General features: G+C 37.4%; 14 protein-coding genes. 3 read left to right on the top strand and 11 right to left on the bottom strand.

Going from position 1 to position 19,943, the window contains the following annotated elements; genetic code table 11:
- Nucleotides 1–20: 20 nt before the first annotated feature.
- The 9 genes from hemA to hpt all read right to left on the bottom strand — a co-directional run bounded on the left by hemA (nucleotide 21) and on the right by hpt (nucleotide 11,086).
- Nucleotides 21–1,286, bottom strand: a complete 1,266-nt coding sequence (gene hemA / locus KEM10_RS00445; protein WP_212212065.1) for a glutamyl-tRNA reductase — start codon at nucleotides 1,284–1,286, stop codon at nucleotides 21–23.
- A 136-nt stretch (nucleotides 1,287–1,422) separates the two neighbouring features.
- On the bottom strand, nucleotides 1,423–1,848 hold the full coding sequence (locus KEM10_RS00440; protein WP_212212062.1) for a hypothetical protein: 426 nt from the start codon (nucleotides 1,846–1,848) through the stop codon (nucleotides 1,423–1,425).
- Between the two features lie 73 nt (nucleotides 1,849–1,921).
- Nucleotides 1,922–2,449, bottom strand: coding sequence for a shikimate kinase (locus KEM10_RS00435; RefSeq protein WP_212212059.1), 528 nt, complete (start codon nucleotides 2,447–2,449; stop codon nucleotides 1,922–1,924).
- 2 nt (nucleotides 2,450–2,451) lie between these two features.
- Complete coding sequence (locus tag KEM10_RS00430) at nucleotides 2,452–5,070, bottom strand: DNA gyrase/topoisomerase IV subunit A (protein WP_212212057.1); 2,619 nt, start codon at nucleotides 5,068–5,070, stop codon at nucleotides 2,452–2,454.
- 1 nt (nucleotide 5,071) lies between these two features.
- Nucleotides 5,072–6,943, bottom strand: a complete 1,872-nt coding sequence (locus KEM10_RS00425) for a DNA topoisomerase IV subunit B (protein ID WP_212212053.1) — start codon at nucleotides 6,941–6,943, stop codon at nucleotides 5,072–5,074.
- A gap of 133 nt (nucleotides 6,944–7,076) precedes the next feature.
- Complete coding sequence (locus KEM10_RS00420) at nucleotides 7,077–8,891, bottom strand: MutS-related protein (protein WP_212212051.1); 1,815 nt, start codon at nucleotides 8,889–8,891, stop codon at nucleotides 7,077–7,079.
- Nucleotides 8,861–9,859 (bottom strand): GTPase ObgE, encoded by a 999-nt coding sequence (obgE, locus tag KEM10_RS00415; protein ID WP_212212050.1) that lies wholly within the window; start codon nucleotides 9,857–9,859, stop codon nucleotides 8,861–8,863. Before obgE ends, KEM10_RS00420 begins: the two co-directional genes overlap by 31 nt.
- Nucleotides 9,860–9,940: 81 nt before the next feature.
- Nucleotides 9,941–10,525: an adenylate kinase gene (locus tag KEM10_RS00410; protein ID WP_212212048.1), complete on the bottom strand. Its 585-nt coding sequence runs from the start codon at nucleotides 10,523–10,525 to the stop codon at nucleotides 9,941–9,943.
- Between the two features lie 24 nt (nucleotides 10,526–10,549).
- On the bottom strand, nucleotides 10,550–11,086 hold the full coding sequence (gene hpt / locus KEM10_RS00405; protein WP_212212047.1) for a hypoxanthine phosphoribosyltransferase: 537 nt from the start codon (nucleotides 11,084–11,086) through the stop codon (nucleotides 10,550–10,552).
- 209 nt (nucleotides 11,087–11,295) lie between these two features.
- On the opposite strand from hpt, the gene purE reads away from it, so the two are divergent.
- The 3 genes from purE to KEM10_RS00390 all read left to right on the top strand — a co-directional run bounded on the left by purE (nucleotide 11,296) and on the right by KEM10_RS00390 (nucleotide 14,767).
- Entirely contained in the window at nucleotides 11,296–11,802 is a 507-nt protein-coding gene (gene purE / locus KEM10_RS00400; RefSeq protein WP_212212046.1) for a 5-(carboxyamino)imidazole ribonucleotide mutase, read from the top strand.
- A 116-nt stretch (nucleotides 11,803–11,918) separates the two neighbouring features.
- Entirely contained in the window at nucleotides 11,919–12,749 is an 831-nt protein-coding gene (locus tag KEM10_RS00395) for a PorV/PorQ family protein (protein WP_212212044.1), read from the top strand.
- Nucleotides 12,746–14,767, top strand: coding sequence for a helix-hairpin-helix domain-containing protein (locus KEM10_RS00390; protein WP_212212042.1), 2,022 nt, complete (start codon nucleotides 12,746–12,748; stop codon nucleotides 14,765–14,767). The genes KEM10_RS00395 and KEM10_RS00390 overlap by 4 nt, the downstream gene beginning before the upstream one ends.
- A 151-nt stretch (nucleotides 14,768–14,918) precedes the next feature.
- On the opposite strand, the gene metF is transcribed toward KEM10_RS00390, so the two are convergent.
- A complete protein-coding gene (gene metF / locus KEM10_RS00385; RefSeq protein WP_212212040.1) occupies nucleotides 14,919–15,872 on the bottom strand; it encodes a methylenetetrahydrofolate reductase [NAD(P)H] in 954 nt (317 codons plus the stop codon).
- A 72-nt stretch (nucleotides 15,873–15,944) separates the two neighbouring features.
- Nucleotides 15,945–19,682, bottom strand: coding sequence for a methionine synthase (gene metH / locus KEM10_RS00380; protein ID WP_212212038.1), 3,738 nt, complete (start codon nucleotides 19,680–19,682; stop codon nucleotides 15,945–15,947).
- Between the last annotated feature and the right edge of the window lie 261 nt (nucleotides 19,683–19,943).

Here is a 19,943-nt window from a genome sequence, read left to right as displayed (position 1 = left end):
AGACCCATCCGTTATCGTATTTAAGAGCTGAAATTAAAAAATTCTTCGATAAGTTTGACCTTTTCGGGGTCACGACCTTCATTGGTCACATCTTTAATTTGCTTAATAATCATTCGGGTAAATTTAGCACTTAAATGATCACCGTATTCAGTAATCTTTTTAGCACCCTCTTCATCCTTTACCTTTTTATAATTTTTTGCTTCAACAGCATGTATATTTTTAAAAGTTGAAGTGATTGAACTTATAGCTGCACTCATCATGCGCATGTTCAACCAACTTTCAAATTCTTCTAATACCTCTTCAATAATAGCTTCCGCCTGCGCTAGTTTACCTTTTCTTTTTTCAAAGTTAGCTTTTACGACTTCCTCCATCTGATCAAGATCGAACAATGTAACACCTTCAACTCCGGCTACTGATGACTCCACATTTCTTGGATTACATAAGTCCATAACCATCAATGGTTCACCATTACGTTCTTTCATTACTTTTTCAGCAATATCCTTGGTTAATAAAGCTCTTGGAGAACCAGTGGTAAACGTAACAATATCAACATTTTTAAGCTCATCAATAAATTGTTCAAACGCAATTGCTTTTCCGTTTACTCTGTCTGCTAATTGTATTGCTTTATCGAAAGTACGGTTTGATACCAGGTTATTAACGCATCCTTTTTTTGAAAGGTTGATGGCTACAATAGTACCTGTTTCACCAGATCCTACTGTAAGGGATTTAATTCTTGAATGACACCCTAATTTCTTACCCATTAATTCAACTGCAGCCGAACTAACAGAAACAGCCCCTTTATTGATGGAAGTGCGGGTGCGGACTTCTTTTCCTGCTTCAAATGCTTTATGAACCATTCGTGTTATTTCTGGTCCAACCATAGCTGTATTATCAACCCATGAAAAAGCTTCTTTTATTTGAGATACAATTTGATATTCACCTAAAATTAATGAATCTAAACCAGTAGTAACCCTGAATAAGTGACGAGCTGCATCCAAGCCCATGTGAGTGTACAAATATTGCTTTAAAGCTTCTGATTTTTTGAAGTAATTGAGATATGACTTAATTACATTTGCAAGAAACTCCTGAGGGTTGGTGATTTGCGAACTATCTGACTCGAAATATAATTCAGTTCTGTTACAAGTACTTAAAGCCATAATACCATTTACATCACATTCGCGATTAAGGTATTCGTATAAACCAGCAATTTCATCTTTAGAAATAACCAGTTGTTCACGTATTTCAAGTCGAGCTGTTTGGTGACTAATTCCAATTAAACCAACCATATAACTTTTCAAATTTTGGCGTTGTTCACAAACTTAAGAGTTACCTATATTCAAAAATAAAATTGAATTCTGTAGCAATTCTGTAAAACCTAAAAAAAGATTGTAAATACAGGTAATAAAAAAGGGATGATAGACATTATGAAGCTTGCTTCCGTTTAATCTCACGAATGATTCTAACCAATGTTTCGGGATCAGCAGTACCAATCCAAACTTTCATATTCTTACCCCTTACAGTTAGTTCCACTGCTTTGTTTCCGGATACATTGTATATTATTTTACCGGGTCTAAATCGAATTCCCCAACCTAATGGAATGTAGTCAACAGCTTTACAATCCAAGATATCTTTGATTGGAAATTTGCCATTGATTAAGCCTATTCCCATTGAAAATTTTACCCAATTATTATCAATAGTTATGGTTAGTCTAAAAAAAAGTAGAAGTATAATAACACTGATGGCACCAACCAACCAAAGACTGTTCTGTGGAATAGTAAAACCCAGAATAGTCATTAATGTTAATAGGATAAAAATAATTGTCCAACCTATTTGTACCGATCTATACATAGTAAGCTAATATCATACAAAAATGACACGAACGCAAATTTTGAATGGACAACAATTGAGTAAGTAAAGGCTATTAAACCGATAGGTCTCCGGATGCTTTAATAATGTTTACAAAGGCTTCAACTCCTAGAACCTCAGCATCAGCAATTACCTTACTTTGGTTATAAAAGAATTCTCGCTCCTCCAGTTTTTCTTTGATAAACTGATAGAGTTCATCACCGGATTTATTAGCTACCAATGGTCTCACATTCTTTCCTGAATTCAATCTGCTAATCAAGGTTTCAATAGATAGTTTCAGGTAAATAGTAAGTCCATTTTCATTCATCACATCCATGTTATCAAAAAAGCATGGTGTTCCTCCTCCGGTTGCTATTATAAGGTTCTCCTGATGAATAACATCTTCCAAACATTCTTTCTCTGCCTGACGAAAAGATTCTTCACCATAATCGGCAAAATACTGCTTTATACTAGTTTGAAACTTATCTTCAAACACATCATCCAGATCAAGGAAATTCCAACCCATCTCATGTTTCAAGCGCCTTCCGAGAGTGGACTTTCCACTCCCCATAAAACCTACCAGAAATACGCGCTTAATATCCATTTTTAAAACAATGACATTTGGTCCTTATCATCTTCACCTTCCTGATCGTGATCTATATCTTCATTTACTTCAGGTTTTTCTTCTTCCCTTACCAGAGGCTCTAGTTCATGAATCTTTGAAACCTGATAAGTTGTTAATCGCTTACCTTTTGCTTTAACGCTTTTAACACCAATAAATTCAGCTACTTCCACAATTAGTTTCTCACGAAGCTTATCATCTCCACCGAATTTCACTTCCAATCGAGGATAATCAACGTGCATCATTTTTACTAGTCGCGATTTTGGATTATCTCCAATAAAGGACTGTGGCTTATTGGATGCATCTAACTGAAAACGTTTTATATAGTAGTAATCCTGATCAGCATCGTAATAAACAGCAGACCAAACCATATTTGAATCAAATTTCTCAATCTTAAGAATATTATCCTCATAATGATTACTTAAATCGTAACCTGTATGGAAGTATTTACCGTCTTTAGTCACCACAAGAATCAAATCGCCTGCATGAAATTCACCTAAGAACAGACCTCTTCCGTCGGCATTTAAGCGTAATGTTTCTTCCTCAAACCATATTTTTCTTCCACCAAGCGTTGATTCCCCTTTTTTCTTCAATGCTACCTTCTGCACTTCGTATTTCGTAACAATATTACCTCTGGCACCACGTCCTTTAATGGCTAGTTCACCCATATCAAGATCAAAGATTAGGTTTCGGATTCTTGCTTTGGGGCGCAGAACAACCTTAAGTATTTCAGATTCTCCATTAGGATTAGCACTAAAATACATTATTGAAGAACCCGGTTTGCCTTGCGTTACATCATACTCTTTATCTCGCGTAATACCAGTTACGGCAAATCGTTTCATGTAAACTAATCCACCTTTTCCATCGCGATATACCGTATTGTAAATGGTTCGTTTGTCATTCTTTTTAAATACTGCTATATGGATAATATTTTTTCCAACAAATGCCTTATCAGACACTTTGGTAACCATATATTTACCGTCTTTGTAAAAAATAATTACATCATCAATATCTGAACAATCGCAAACAAACTCATCTTTTCTTAAAGAAGTTCCAATGAATCCATCTTCACGATTAATATATAACTTCTCATTCTTCACAACCACTTTCGAAGCCTCAATACTTTCAAAACTTCTGATTTCGGTTTTACGTGGAAAATTCTTACCAAACAGCTTTTTAATTCGTTTATAATAATCGATACTGTAGATAATAATGTTGGCCAGATTATAATCAATCTGTTCCATCTCTTCCTCCAATGATGCGATATACTCATCTGCCTTTTTAGCATCAAACTTAGAAATACGCTTGATTCTGATTTCGGTCAGTTTGGTTATATCATCACGAGTAACTTCGCGTCGTAGGGCAGGTTTAAATGGCTCCAACCCATGATCGATAGTTTGGATGATGGCTTCCCATGTCTCACAATCTTCTATTCGCTGATAGATCTTATTTTCGATAAAAATACGCTCCAAAGATGACATGTGCCATGCATCTTCCAACTCACCACGTCTTATTTCCAGTTCACGGGTTAAAAGGTATTTTGTATTTTCAGTGTTTTCGCGAAGAATCTGAGAAACACCTATAAAGTGAGGCTTATTCTCTTTAATCACACATGAGTTAGGAGAAATAGAAAGCTCACAGTCGGTAAATGCATATAAGGCATCTATCGTTTTATCAGGTGATGATCCGGGTGGCAAATAGATAAGAATTTCTACATTTTCAGCCGTATTATCATCAATCTTTTTAATTTTTATTTTACCCTTTTCATTGGCCTTTAATATTGATTCAATCAAACTGGTGGTATTTCTACCAAAAGGAATATCTGATATCATCAACGTTTTACTGTCGACCTTTGAAATTTTAGCTCTTATTTTGATGGCACCACCTCGTATTCCATCATTGTATCTTGAGGCATCCATCATTCCTCCGGTAGGGAAGTCGGGATACAGCTCAAATGGTTTTTCCTGCAGATGAGCTATGGAAGCATCTATTAATTCGTTAAAGTTATGCGGCAATAGTTTGGATGCTAATCCAACAGCAATACCTTCCACACCTTGAGCCAGTAACAATGGGAATTTAACAGGTAGAGTTACCGGTTCATTATTTCTACCGTCGTAAGATAATTTCCACTCCGTGGTTTTAGGGTTAAACACTACTTCTTGTGCAAATTTGGTCAAACGAGCCTCAATGTAACGAGGTGCTGCAGCTCTGTCACCGGTATACACATTACCCCAGTTACCCTGACAATCAATTAACAAATCCTTTTGTCCCAGCTGAACCAATGCATCGCCAATAGAGGCATCTCCGTGAGGGTGAAATTGCATGGTGAACCCAATAATGTTGGCAACTTTATTATATCGCCCATCATCCATGCGTCGCATTGCATGAAGAATGCGTCGTTGCACAGGCTTTAAACCATCATTAATGTGTGGTACGGCTCGTTCGAGAATCACATAAGAAGCATAATCCAAAAACCATTCGCGGTACATGCCCGGCAAATGGCTTAACTTAGGATCGTTCTTAAATTCATTTGCTTCTGTTTTATTCTCCTCCGGATTTACATCTTCTGGCAGGTCGGTATTATTTGTATCGTCGTAACTCATGCTACTTAATCGCTTCTATTTCTTTAACCAAATCTTCTTCAATCACCAGATTATCGATAATAAAATCCTGGCGATCGGGTGTGTTTTTACCCATATAAAATGATAACAGATCCTTTACCGGTACGTCTTTTTTCAATCGCACCTGTTCCAATCGAATATCTTTACCAATAAAATGTTTAAACTCGTCAGGCGAAATTTCACCCAGCCCTTTAAATCGGGTTATCTCAGGTTTTGCTCCCACCTTTTTTACCGCCTGATCCCGCTCTTCTTCTGAATAGCAGTAATACGTTTTCTTTTTGTTGCGCACCCTGAACAACGGCGTTTGCAATATGTACAAATGCCCGTTTTTCACCAACTCAGGAAAGAATTGCAAAAAGAAGGTTAGTAACAATAAGCGGATGTGCATTCCATCCACATCGGCATCGGTTGCAATAATAACATGGTTGTATCGCAATGTTTCCAAACCATCTTCAATATCCAAGGCTGCCTGAAGCAGGTTAAATTCCTCGTTTTCATACACCACCTTACGCGTTAAACCATAGCTGTTTAATGGTTTTCCTTTCAAACTAAATACAGCCTGAGAATTAACGTTTCGAGCTTTAGTGATTGATCCACTAGCAGAATCTCCCTCAGTGATAAAGATCGAACTATCTAATTTTTCTTCTTTGTTTGATGTATAGTGGGTACGACAATCGCGAAGTTTTTTATTATGAAGACTTACTTTTTTAGCACGATCACGTGCCAGTTTTTTGATACCTGAAATAGCTTTTCGCTCTTTCTCCGATTCAAGAATTTTCTTGTGCAGGATATCAGCACTATCTGCATTTTTGTGCAAAAAGTTATCCAGTTTTTCGGTTATCATATCCAGTACGTAGTTACGCACCGATGGCCCTTCCGGTCCCATATCTTTTGAACCCAGTTTGGTTTTGGTCTGAGACTCAAAAACGGGCTCTTCTATTTTAATACTGATAGCAGCAATTATGCCTGTCCTGATATCAGAAACATCAAAGTTTTTATTATAAAATTCGCGAATGGTTTTTACATAAGCTTCTCTAAAAGCAATCAGATGAGTACCTCCCTGAGTAGTGTGCTGACCATTTACGAAAGTGTAATATTCTTCACCATATTGATTACCATGCGTGATCGCAATTTCTAAATCTTCATCAGCCAGTTGAATAACAGGATACAATGGTTCGGAGTCCATGTTTTCATTCAACAAGTCGAGCAATCCGTTTTTACTCTGAAATACCCTACCATTGAAAACAATAGCCAGCCCTTTGTTCAGATAGGTATAATTTTTAAGAAGCGTTTCGATGTATTCTTCCTGGAACTTATAATTTTCAAAAATGGTTGTATCAGGAGTAAATTCAATAAAAGTTCCGTTTTTATCAGGAGACATCGTGATTTCATGATCGGTGACTACTTCACCACGACAAAATTCCACCCGCTTGGTCTGGCCATCGCGATACGCCTGAACATTAAACATGGTACTCAAAGCATTAACCGCTTTAATACCTACCCCGTTCAAACCTACTGATTTCTTAAACGCCTTTGAATCGTACTTGGCACCAGTGTTCATTTTTGAGGCAACATCTATTACCTTACCCAATGGAATTCCGCGACCAAAATCACGTACGGTAACTCTTCCATCTTCACTTAGTGTAACTTCAATTTTCTTTCCGTTACCCATCATAAATTCATCAATGGAATTATCCATTACCTCTTTCAGTAACACATAAATACCATCGTCGGCAAATGTACCGTCACCTAATTTACCAATGTACATACCAGGACGCTTACGGATATGCTCCTTCCAATCCAGCGTCCTAATAGCATCTTCTGAATAGTTCTGTGTATTTTGACTACTCTGCATACGCGCTTACTCCTTTAAAAATTTGGAAAAATGGTCCAACCGAATGAAAAACCTTCCAAATATAATTATTTCAAGAAAAGTTTGATAATTTGTTTATCAACAATCAAGCTTCTATTTCCATTAAAAGACAGACTCAATCATTTGGTATCAAGCCCATTTTACGCATCAAAAAAGAAGCGTTATGACTTTGTGTTACGCCGTTTCTTAGCTTATAATCAAACTGAAGTCCATCATGTTCAAAAGATACTTCGAAGCAGTTGTTGAAAATTTCTCCAGGATGTTGACTTTGTAATTCTCCCAATTCCAAATCATGCGTTGCCACAATACCACTTCCGTTTAGCTTCAGTAATTGTTTAATCAAAGCAATCGACCCTTGTGTTTTATCATGCGAGTTGGTGCCTTTTAAAATTTCATCTAAAATAAAAAATAACTCACCTTTTTCTTTCAGTCTTTCAACAATCATTTGCAATCGACTTAATTCAGCAAAGAAATAGGATTCATGCTTTAACAGATTGTCAATTGCACGCATATTCGTTATGAATGTCATGGGCTTGTAAACAAACTCACCGGCAGTTACCTTACATCCGTTTGCCGCTAAAACCATGTTAACACCAACAGTACGCAAGAAGGTACTTTTACCTGCCATGTTAGCTCCTGTCACCACACAAATCCGATGATCATCATCAATGGAGAAATCATTACAAACCCTTTCTTTTTGAGGAATTAACGGATGCCCTAAATCGGCAGCATTTAATATTACTTTAGAAGAAACTTCAGGCCAAATTGCTTCTGGGTGATTATATGCAAACGTGGCAAAACTATTTAAAGCCTCTACCTCTGTTAGTGCATCAATCCAAACTATTAGCCTTGAACCATAGTTCTTATACCATTTTTGCAAAGTTAAACAGCCGATTAAATCCCACAAAAAGAATCCATTTAATATGGCCCCCATTAACATATTTAGTCGTTGATCGATAAACTGAATAGCCTTACTCAAACCTTTAACTGTATCGCTGGCTGATTTACCTTTTGTTTTTAATTGCTGCTGCAAACCGGCTAAGTATTCCGAATCTGTTTGATAGTTCTCAAACAACTTAATGAGCGATGAATAATTATTTAAATATCCGCCAAGAGTTGTGATCTCACTATGAACCCTATTTACCCTTCTAAAGTATTGACCGGTTACACCTAAACCGACAAAGAACCAAATAAGCACTGAAGATGAAGGAATAAAATCCAACACAGCTAATGAGATTATCAATACCGTGATGATTGGGAAAGCCTGAATGACATATTTAAGAAAGCCTGAAACAAAGTCCAAAATAGGTTGATTCTGAAGATCGAAATCTTTTTTTGTTTTTCTACTTTCCTCTACCAGTTTTGCCCTTACAAAAAACGCCTCCCTAAATTCAGTATTCCCAGCCAGTTCTTTAATGGCTTCTTGCTTCTTCAGGATTTCTTCTTTATTTAAGGAGATAGAATTAAGCTTTTCAGCCAGCTTTTGGCGACCTCCTTTGGTTGCAGACCTATTGATATATTGGTATATCGAACCTTTTCCAAACAAATCAAGATCATGTGAAAAATCATGCTCGGGATTTATATATTCCGCACCATCTGGTTCATCAGTCCATTCCCAATTAATAATCCTAAGCTCTTTGTCATATAGATCTAAATAGGTTTGATTTTCTTTCTTCTGCTGCCCCAAACGGAAAGCCAGGTAAACTGAAAACAGAAAAAGTGTAAAGAGAATTCCAAAAACAAGAAAGAATGACAGGCTCCAACTTTGGAAAAATACAAAAGGGATAGCAAAAGCAGAAACAAACAAAACCAATCGCAGCAAGGCAACAAAATTACTTTGCCTTTTAATATGCGATAGTCTTTGTTGCCTTAATTGCCGTAAATCTTTATATCGTTTAGTTACTTGTTGGCGTTCATTAGTTCCTTCCATATCATATCCTTCAATTCGGTGATACCTTGCTGGGCCACCGAAGATATAAAAATAGAAGGTATGTCAGGAAGATCTTGTTTAATTTCTTCTATCAGCTCATCATCCAGCATATCGGATTTTGATACAGCAAGCAAACGTGATTTATCAAGTAACTCAGGATTATACTGTCGAAGTTCGTTCAACAGAATTTCATATTCTTTTCTGATATCTTCAGCATCGGCTGGCACAAGAAACAGTAAGATGGAATTTCTTTCGATATGTCGAAGAAAACGCAAGCCTATTCCTTTCCCTTCGCTGGCCCCTTCAATAATACCTGGAATATCAGCCATACAAAAGGAATGATTCTCGCGATAAGAAACAATACCTAAATTAGGTATTAAGGTAGTAAAAGGATAATCTGCAATTTCGGGTTTGGCAGCAGAAACAACCGATAAAAGTGTTGACTTACCGGCATTTGGAAAACCAACTAATCCAACATCTGCTAACACCTTCAACTCAAGTATAGCAGCTCTCTCAACAGCATCTTCACCAGGCTGAGCATAACGTGGTGTTTGATTGGTAGATGATTTAAAATGCATATTTCCTAAACCACCACGGCCTCCTTTCACCAATATCTCTTGCTGATCGTGCTCTGTAATCTCGAAAAGAATTTCGCCCGTTTCAGCATCTTTAGCAACGGTACCCAATGGAACTTCAATATATCTATCTTCACCATCGGCACCTGATGAACCTTGTTTTCCACCAGATCCGCCATGACCGGCAAAAATATGACGCTTATATTTTAAATGAAGTAAGGTCCATGTATTTCTATTACCCGTAACAATGACATGGCCACCACGTCCGCCATCCCCGCCATCGGGTCCTCCCATGGCAACAAATTTCTCACGACGCAAGTGCGCTGATCCTGCTCCACCTTTTCCTGAGCGGCAGAATATTTTAACGTAATCAACAAAATTGGATCCAGCCATAACATTTATTTATAGGTGCAAAAATACAATAAGCCACGGTAATACGAAAGATTACCGTGGCTTCAGAATATATTAGTATTGTTAAGCCTTAGCTTCTGCTTTTTCATCAATAACCGAGCAAATATCTCCAAAAATCTCTTCGATATCACCGGTTCCTTTCACAGAACTATAAAGACCTTTATCTTTATAATAATCAATTACATGATATGTTTGATCGTGATAAATCTCAAGACGTTTTCTAATGGTAGCTTCGTTATCATCAGAACGCCCTGAAGTTTTTCCTCTTTCTACCAAACGCTGAACCAGCTCGTTATCATCAACTTCCAGATTAAGCAAAGTAGAAATGGTTTTACCATGACCATCCATTAGAGTAGTTAAAGCTTTTGCCTGTGCTACTGTTCTTGGATAACCATCAAAAAGAATTCCTTTATGAGCAGGTAGCTTTTCGATAAAACTGTCTAACATATCAATAATAGTTTCATCAGGAACTAACTCCCCTTTATCAATGAAACTTTTTGCAATAACACCTTCGCTAGTGTTATTATGAATTGCATTTCTAAGTAAATCCCCTGTAGAAATGTGTTCTAAATCGTACTTCTCAGCAATTTTTACCCCTTGAGTCCCTTTCCCCGATCCAGGAGGTCCAAAGATTACAACATTAAGCATGTTTTGATACTTGATTAATTATTATTACTCCACCAACGTATAGATATTCCTAAGGTTACGTCCGTAACCATCATAGTCTAAACCATAGCCCACAATAAAATCATTAGGAATACTCATTCCAACATATTCTAATGTTACGTCTTTTTTACAAGCATCAGGTTTAAAAAGCATGGTAGCTACACGTACGTCAGCCGGCCCTAATGCCTTCACCTGATCAATTGTATTGCAAATTGTTAGTCCTGTGTCAACAATATCTTCAAGCAACACAACAGTGCGACCTTCAATATCTTCATTCAGGCCAATCAACTCTTTAACTTTACCCGACGAACCAGTACCTTGATAGGAGGAGAGCTTCACAAAGCTAATTTCGCAAGGGATAGTAATACGTTTCATTAGATCTGAGGCAAACATAAAAGAACCATTCAGGACACAAAGCATCAAAGGATTCTTTCCTTCCAAATCACGGTTAATGCGGTTGGCTACATCATCAACTGCTTTTAAAATATTTTCTTCGGAAATTGTTAATTCAAACTCCTTATCTAATACCTTAACTCGTTCCATTTTTTTTGTAATTTTTATTTATGCCTCAAAAAAAACACAAACCTCTTTTAAAGAGACGTTAAGCGCCTTAAAAGAGGTTATTTTAGGTTTTAAGCTGCAAAATTATAAAAAATATACTTAAACACATGCATTTAGTTTGTTGTTATGTATTTTTGTGAAATATTTTGGTTTCTTACCACTAATAAATTAATTCATTTAAACCATTTGACATGCAACCAAAAGTGAGCATTATTATGGGTAGCACATCTGATTTACCAGTGATGAAAAAAGCTGCCGACTTTTTGAATGATCTTGAAATTCCTTTTGAAATTAATGCCTTGTCGGCCCACAGAACACCGGCTCAGGTTGAGGAATTTGCGAAGAATGCTGAAGACAGAGGGGTAAAAGTTATTATTGCAGCAGCAGGTATGGCTGCTCATTTGCCTGGAGTAATTGCTTCTATGGTAAAAATTCCTGTTATAGGGGTACCCATTAATGCAAGTCTTGATGGCTTAGATGCATTATTAGCCATTGTACAAATGCCTCCGGGAATTCCTGTTGCTACAGTTGGCATTAATGGAGCCCAGAATGCAGGAATTTTAGCTGCACAAATTATTGCAACCGGTGATGCCGCATTGGCTGAAAAAGTGGCTGCTTTTAAAGACAGTTTAAAAGACAAAATTGTTAAGGCTAACCAAGATCTTGCTGAGGTAAAATATAAGTTTAAGACTAATTAAGAAGACTTTACAGTTCTGTTGAGGCCGTTTCATAATGAAATGGCTTTTTTTATGTTTTATTTTGGCAAAATGCTTTTTAATAAATAAATTTATAATACTGATAACTAATCCGTATTATGAATTATCGCTCTCCTACCCTTATATGCATCTTAAGTTTTGTTGCCAGCTCTCTCTTTTCTCAGGATCTACTATTTAACGGACCTGTCAATACAGCTTTAGCAGATGTTAGAACAATTGATCATTCACACTGGGCTGTTTTTAATAATGCAGCCTCTTTAAGCAGTCTAAAACACAGTGGACTAGCAGCTTCTTACCAGGCCCGATTTAATATCAAAGAATTAAGTACCCGCGCAATCTCTGGTTTTTATTCAGGAAATTTTGGAGTTATTTCAGGTGGTGTATTACAAAGCGGCTACAGTAAAAGTCTGTTAAGCAGGTATCTTTTTTCCTTCAGCAGAAAGTTTGGAAACTCTACTTCTGCCTTTTTACAGTATAACCTAATTACTCATCATATAGAAACAGCAGATGAAAGCCTTGCGTTTTATTCAGCTTTTGGTTTACAACAAAAAATAACATCAGAAATTTACATGGCTGTTTTGATAAGTAATATGGAGCAATCAAAAATAAATTATGGTAATATTGATGTTGATGTACCTAGTCAATTTTTAATCGGTTTAATGTGGACCAATGAACAATGGGTTAAGGTATTTACGGAAGCTGAAAAGGAATTAAATCGCACCCCTGTTTTCAAAGGTGCAGTTGAAATGGCAATTAATGATTTTCTCTTCCTTAGAACAGGTATAAAAGGCGAGCCGGTTGAATTTACTTTTGGCTCAGGCTTTAATTGGACACGATTAAATATCGACATTGCATTTAAGTATCATCAACTATTGGGTGTCAGTTCAATTGCGGGTATTTCGTACTCGTTCAACAAAAGAGCAAAATGAAAAGAGCAATAATACTTGTGATTACACTGAGTATTGCTGCTACAATTCATGCTCAGGACGTGGAGGGAGTTAGAAAACTAATTGCCGATATGATTGAGCAATTAGCCGAACAGCAACAGATGGACATTGATTATGAGGAAATGGTAAATGACCTGATAAACTTAAGTCAAAACCCAATTGATTTAAACAATACTAACAAGGAAGAATTGGAAACCCTTTTCTTCCTTAGTGATTTTCAAATTGAGAACATCCTTTTTTATCAATACAACAATGGTCCTATAATGGGTATTTACGAGCTTCAGGCTGTTGAAGATCTGGACAGGCAAACCATGCAACATATGTTACCCTTTGTAAGAGTTGGAGAAATTGATGAGAAGAGAAAGAATTATACGAACTACCGTTTGTTAAGCAGATTGCAAACATGGGTACAAACACCCGAAGGTTATTTAAGTAAATCCGATACGATTCCTCCTGCTTATGCAGGAAGTAAAATACGATGGCTAACAAAAGGGCGTGTTAATATAAGCGACAAATGGTTGGCAGGATATACTCTAGAGAAAGATCCTGGTGAGACGTCATTTGGAAATGGAGTTCCATTAGCTGATTTTACATCTGGTTTTATTCAATGGAATAATAACAATAAGACCATTAAAAAAGTAGTAATTGGCGATTACCGTCTTTCATTTGGACAGGGTTTAGGCATATGGACGGATATGGCTTTTTCAAAATCAACTGAAACAGCACAACTAAGGAGGCGATCAAAAGGAGTGAATAACTATACCTCGGTAAACGAATCTTCTTTTTTCAGAGGAATTACAACAGAACTTGATTTTCATGATTTTCGATTCACTCCCTTCTTATCCTATAAATCTATAGACGGAAGCGTACACGCCGATTCTCTTTTGGATGAACAATCCATTAGTTCTATTCAGGAAACTGGCTATCACCGAACCCAATCAGAATTAAACAATCGCCATGCAATCGGAGAAACCATTTGGGGTACAAACGTAAAGTGGACTCATCATTTATTATCGATAGACGCCGGTTATGCACAATGGAACATTGATAAAGAATGGCAACCTGATAATCACCTCAAAAACAAATATCGCTTTTCAGGAAAGAAGTTTGAAACCATATGGATGTCTCCTTCTGTGTTTTTAGGACGCTTAAATCTATTTGGTGAGTTGGCTTTTCAGAATTATAAAGATTGGGGAGTATATCAGGGATTAACTTACAAGCCAGGTTCGGATATCATAACCAGTTTGGCATATAGAAAATACAGTAGGGGATACACTGCTTTGATGAATCAACCCTTTGCAGAATCATCGGTCCCGGGAGGTGAATCGGGAATTTACGCATCCTTTCAGTTTAAGCCAATCGCCAGATGGACCATAAAGGCCTATGCTGATTTATTTAATTACAGCTGGTTACGATATAATGCATACGCACCTTCCAATGGTTTTGAATGGTTTCTTCAACTCGATCATCAAGTAAACTGGCAACATTCTTTTTACATCCGGTTTAAAAGTACCTCTAAAGAGATCAACTCTTCCCAAACAACATCAATGTATGAACTCACGGATTATACAAAGAAAAGCCTGCGTCTATATTATGATTTCAGTCTTGATGAACAATGGCAATTACATACACAGACAGAACATTCGTTTTACAATGGAGATGACAATTTTACTGGTTGGATGGTTTTGCAAGATATAATATGGAGAGGTAAGAAAGTCGGTGCTTCTTTCAGGTACACTTTATTTGATATTGACGATTACAACAGTCGCATTTATTCTTACGAGCCGGATGTACTTTACGCTTTTACCATTCCATCCTATCAATATCAAGGCGCAAAAGTGATTATTAACGCCAATGTTAAAGCTATAAAAGGACTTCGAATCTGGTGTCGTTTATCTCACACCATGTATCGCAACAAAGAAAGTATCAGTTCGGGGTATCAGGAAGTGAAGGGGAACAAACTCACCGAAATAAAATTTCAAGTCCAATATTTATTTTGATCCCACAGAAGACAAATTTTCATAGTTATGAAAAAAATATTTCATAGGTACGGAATTTTACTTCCATAACTATGAAAATATTTTTTCTCCCTTATGGAATTTTTCTTTCCTCTTGAAGAAAGTTTTATTGCATCAAGAAGCAAATATGTTTTTAATAAATTGCTTCTGCCACTTTTCGTGTACTTTTGGTGGCCATCATAGTGTAAAAATGCAGAATAGGAACATTATTTTCCATCAGTTCTTTGGCCTGTTGAATGGTCCACTCAACACCCACCTGTTTCACCTCATCATTATCCTTACATTTGCGCAATTCTTTCGCAAAATCCTCAGGTATATCAACATGAAAGATTTTAGGCAAAACCGTTAACTGACTCATTGCCGTAACTGGTTTAAGTCCTGGCACAATAGGAATATTAATTCCGGCAGCTCTGCATTTTGCAACAAAATCAAAATACTTCTGATTATCAAAAAACATTTGTGTAACAATGTACTCTGCCCCGGCATCAACCTTTGCTTTCAGATAAGCCAAATCAGAATCCAAATTAGGAGCTTCTTCGTGCTTCTCGGGATAGCCGGCCACACCAAAGCTAAAAGGAGTGTCGAAAGGATCCATTAAGGTACCATCCAAAAATTTACCTTTATTGAGTTCGTTCACCTGATTGATCAGATCAACAGCATAGCTGTTTGCTTGCTCATGCGGCTGATAAAAACGCTCGCGCTGAGCATTATCTCCTCTAAGAAGCAACACATCGTGAATTCCTAAAAAGTTAAGATCTATAAGAGCATATTCGGTTTCGCTTTTAGTAAACCCACTACAAATAATATGCGGCACCACCTTAATTCCATAGCGATGTTGTATTGATGCAGCAACAGCCACCGTTCCGGGGCGCTTTCGCATCACTCTGCGTTCAAAAAGTCCGTTCTCGGTATTTTTATAAACCATCTCATCGCGATGCGAGGTAATATTGATATATAAAGGATTAAACTCCTTCAACTGATCGATGGTATAAAATACTTTATCAATATTATTTCCTTTTAAGGGTGGTAATAACTCAAAAGAAAAGCCTGTCTTATCTGATGACTTAATTAATTCAGCTACGGTCATGTTTTACTATTCATTTATGCTCAATCTATGACGCTGTGGTTACGTCACCGATTGGGCTATATCAATTAATCTTTATTTATACTGAAGATTTAATGGAATCCATTTCTCAACGTCTTCAACTGTTGTATTCTTTCTTCTTGCCAGATCTTCTACCTGATCTTTACCAATTTTACCAACCCCAAAATACATTGCATCAGGATGGGCCAGGTAAATACCACTTACCGAAGCATTTGGTAACATACTAAAATGCTCGGTTAAGGTTATTTCGGCATTATCTTCGGCCTGAAGCAAATCAAAAAGTAATCTCTTCTCGCTATGATCTGGACAAGCAGGATAACCCAATGCCGGACGAATACCTCTGTATCGCTCCCGAACTAAATTCTCATGATCAATCTGCTCTTCCGGTGCATAGCCCCAAAACTCAGTTCTTACCCTGTAATGCAGTAACTCAGCAAAAGCCTCGGCTAATCTATCAGCCAGCGATTTTAATAGGATGCTACTGTAATCATCATGATCAGCTTCAAATTGAGCTATCCATTTATCAATTCCAACACCAGTAGTTACAGCAAAAGCTCCGATGTGATCAAAACGTTTGCTTTCCTTTGGAGCCACATAATCACTCAAACAATGATAAGTTTCCTTGCCTGGTTTTTCCTGTTGTTCTCTAATATGATGGAATGTAGTTAACACTTGTTGTCTTGATTCGTCGGTATAAACCTCAATATCATCACCCTCACTGTTAGCCGGGAAAATACCAAAAACTGCATTAGCTTGAAGCATGTGCTCTTTTTCGATGCGATCGAGCATAGCTTGCGAATCGCGATACAGTTTTAAGGCTTCTTTCGCTTTTGCCTTACCTTCTTCTGATTTAAACCGCTCTAACCAACTCTGCTCAGATGCATCATCTGATAAATTTTCCATACCATCGTAATTACCTGTTAATCGCCAGGCCTGATAGAAGAAAGTCCAATCAATAAACTTACGAATTTCATGAATAGGATAATCCTCTAACACTTTTACACCGGTTTCTGATGGTAGCTGCGTAATGGTATTTTTCCAATCAATCTGATGTTTTTTCTCACGTGCTTCCTCAATCGAAATGAGTTTCACCTCTTTTTTATTAGCATTTCTCTCACGCAAACCTTCGTATTCACCTCTGATAGACTTAGCGAAATTCTCTTTATCCTTCTTCGATAACAAGGCACTTACTACCTGCACACTCTTTGATGCATCTTTTACATGCACCACAGGATGTTGGTAGTTTGGCTCTATTTTAACCGCAGTATGTATTTTTGAAGTGGTAGCACCACCAATCATTAATGGAAGCTTAAGGTTTCGTTTTTCCATTTCAGTGGCAACAGTCACCATCTCTTCTAATGAAGGTGTAATTAATCCACTCAACCCAATGATATCCACATTTTGCTTGATGGCTTCATCCAGAATTTTTTCCGTTGGAACCATCACGCCTAGGTCAATCACTTCATAATTGTTACAAGCCAGAATAACACCCACAATATTTTTTCCAATATCATGAACATCACCTTTAACCGTAGCCATTAATATCTTACCGGCTGATGAACCTGCATTTCCGGTCGCTGCCTTTTCTTCTTCAATATAAGGTTGAAGTATGGCAACTGCCTTCTTCATTACACGAGCCGTTTTTACAACCTGTGGAAGGAACATTTTACCTGATCCAAAAAGATCACCCACCACATTCATTCCATCCATTAACGGCCCTTCAATAATATCTAATGAATAATCGTATTTCTCACGAGCTTCCACCAAATCTTCATCCAAAAAATCGGGAATACCTTTTACAAGACAGTAAGACAACCGTTCTTCCAGATTGCCTTCACGCCACTTCAAGCGATCATCTTCTTTGCCTTCAATCTTTTGATCTTTTAATTTCTCAGCAAACTCAATCAGACGCTCAGTAGCATCATCTCTTCGGTTCAAGATCACATCTTCCACTCTTTCAAGAAGATCTTTTGGTATATCATCATAAATTTGAAGCATACCCGGATTTACAATTCCCATATCCATACCCACTTTAATAGCATGGTACAAGAATGCTGAATGAATGGCTTCGCGAACCACATTATTTCCTCTGAATGAGAAAGACAGGTTACTTACACCGCCACTCACCTTGGCATATGGAAGATTTTCCTTGATCCATTTGGTAGCATTGATAAAATCAACACCATAATTATTGTGTTCTTCAATACCCGTAGCTATCGCCAAAATGTTCGGGTCGAAGATGATATCTTCAGGAGCCATTTTTACCTTTTCGGTCAATAGCTTATATGCTCGTTCGCATATTTCTATACGTCGCTCAAATGTATCTGCCTGGCCCTTTTCGTCAAAAGCCATAACAACCACAGCTGCTCCGTATTGTTTAATTTTGGTAGCCTGTTCTATGAAAGGTTCTTCCCCTTCTTTTAAACTGATAGAGTTCACAACAGCTTTACCTTGCAGGCATTTTAATCCGGCTTCCAGCACTTCCCATTTAGAGCTGTCAACCATTACCGGCATCTTGGCAATATCCGGTTCCGAAGCCATCAGATTAAGGAAAGTTACCATCTCTTTTTTGGCATCCAGCATGGCATCATCCATATTCACATCAATGATTTGTGCTCCACCTTCCACCTGATCACGGGCAATGGTTAATGCCTCGTCATATTTCTCTTCTCTGATTAAACGCGCAAATTTACGAGAACCGGCAACATTAGTTCGTTCCCCTACATTTATAAAATTAAACTCCTTAGAAAAGGTAAGTCCCTCTAAGCCACTCAAACGAGTAGTATGATCTATCTCTGCTTCCTTATGAACCTGAGCCTCATTGATCATTTTTGCAAACTCGCGAATATGATCAGGTGTTGTTCCGCAACAACCACCAATGATGTTAACCAAACCACCCTCCAGATACTCTTTTACCTGTGGTGCCATTTGATGCGGTGTTTCATCATATTCTCCAAACTGGTTTGGTAAACCAGCATTAGGATAAGCACTGATTTTAAAAGGAGCTCTCTTTCCTAACTCTTCGATATATGGTTTTAAATCTCGTGCCCCAAATGAACAGTTAAGGCCAACAGAAAGTAAATCAACATGCGATACTGAGTTAAGGAACGCTTCCATGGTTTGCCCCGATAGAGTTCGGCCACTGGCATCAGCCACAGTAGCAGAAACCATTACCGGCATTTTTTCAATACCACGATTCTTCAAACCTTCATTAATAGCAAATAAAGCAGCTTTGGCATTTAAGGTATCAAAAATAGTTTCCACCAAAAACAAATCAACTCCACCATCCAGTAAACCATTCACCTGCTCGAGGTAAGCATCTTTTAAATCATCAAAACTAACCGCACGATAACCCGGGTTATTAACATCAGGTGATAACGATGCTGTTTTATTCGTTGGTCCTATTGCCCCGGCAACAAAACGTGGTTTATCTTCCGTACTGAATTCTTCAGCAGCCTCACGGGCTATAATAGCACTTTGCTTATTCAACTCCTTTACAACAGCTTCCATTGCGTAATCAGCCTGTGAAATAGAAGTTGCATTAAAAGTATTGGTTTCAATAATATCTGACCCTGCGGCAAGATACTGTTTGTGAATTCCTTTTATAATCTCGGGTTGCGTTATTGACAAGAGGTCGTTGTTACCCTTTAAAGGTGATGTATGGTTTATAAAACGTTCACTCCTAAAATCCTCTTCTTCCAGTTTATGATTCTGAATTAGGCTCCCCATGGCCCCATCCAACAGGAGCACACGTTCCTTCACAATTTTATATAACAATTCCGTTCTTGTCATAAAACTTTGAATAAAATAAATGTGGTTAATGTTTTTATGGTATTTGCTTCAACTCCGGAGAGCAGCAGTCAATGTTTAATAACATCTGGCTTTGACAAATGTTAAGCACATATTGCAAAATTACTATAAATTTTACGAATAAGGTGAATTATAAAGATTTGAAATAAGGCCATCGGACAATTCCGCTATTTTTCCATTATTCTCCACCTCAAATACGCTTGTTTACTCCATCTATTGTAAATACATTTCATATTTTTGATA

Source organism: Carboxylicivirga linearis (assembly GCF_018271995.1).
Lineage (GTDB): Bacteria > Bacteroidota > Bacteroidia > Bacteroidales > Marinilabiliaceae > Carboxylicivirga > Carboxylicivirga linearis.
Note: the sequence above shows the minus strand (reverse complement) of the source record. Positions and strands in the feature narration are given on the sequence as shown.

What these genes read in the sequence shown, in the direction of transcription:
- purE (WP_212212046.1), top strand. Translation starts at nt 11,296, where the DNA reads ATGCAACCAAAAGTGAGCATTATTATGGGTAGCACATCTGATTTACCA.
- KEM10_RS00395 (WP_212212044.1), top strand. Translation starts at nt 11,919, where the DNA reads ATGAATTATCGCTCTCCTACCCTTATATGCATCTTAAGTTTTGTTGCC.
- hpt (WP_212212047.1), bottom strand. Translation starts at nt 11,086, where the DNA reads ATGGAACGAGTTAAGGTATTAGATAAGGAGTTTGAATTAACAATTTCC.
- metF (WP_212212040.1), bottom strand. Translation starts at nt 15,872, where the DNA reads ATGACCGTAGCTGAATTAATTAAGTCATCAGATAAGACAGGCTTTTCT.
- obgE (WP_212212050.1), bottom strand. Translation starts at nt 9,859, where the DNA reads ATGGCTGGATCCAATTTTGTTGATTACGTTAAAATATTCTGCCGCTCA.
- hemA (WP_212212065.1), bottom strand. Translation starts at nt 1,286, where the DNA reads ATGGTTGGTTTAATTGGAATTAGTCACCAAACAGCTCGACTTGAAATA.
- KEM10_RS00410 (WP_212212048.1), bottom strand. Translation starts at nt 10,525, where the DNA reads ATGCTTAATGTTGTAATCTTTGGACCTCCTGGATCGGGGAAAGGGACT.
- KEM10_RS00420 (WP_212212051.1), bottom strand. Translation starts at nt 8,891, where the DNA reads ATGGAAGGAACTAATGAACGCCAACAAGTAACTAAACGATATAAAGAT.
- KEM10_RS00425 (WP_212212053.1), bottom strand. Translation starts at nt 6,943, where the DNA reads ATGCAGAGTAGTCAAAATACACAGAACTATTCAGAAGATGCTATTAGG.
- KEM10_RS00440 (WP_212212062.1), bottom strand. Translation starts at nt 1,848, where the DNA reads ATGTATAGATCGGTACAAATAGGTTGGACAATTATTTTTATCCTATTA.
- metH (WP_212212038.1), bottom strand. Translation starts at nt 19,682, where the DNA reads ATGACAAGAACGGAATTGTTATATAAAATTGTGAAGGAACGTGTGCTC.
- KEM10_RS00430 (WP_212212057.1), bottom strand. Translation starts at nt 5,070, where the DNA reads ATGAGTTACGACGATACAAATAATACCGACCTGCCAGAAGATGTAAAT.
- KEM10_RS00435 (WP_212212059.1), bottom strand. Translation starts at nt 2,449, where the DNA reads ATGGATATTAAGCGCGTATTTCTGGTAGGTTTTATGGGGAGTGGAAAG.
- KEM10_RS00390 (WP_212212042.1), top strand. Translation starts at nt 12,746, where the DNA reads ATGAAAAGAGCAATAATACTTGTGATTACACTGAGTATTGCTGCTACA.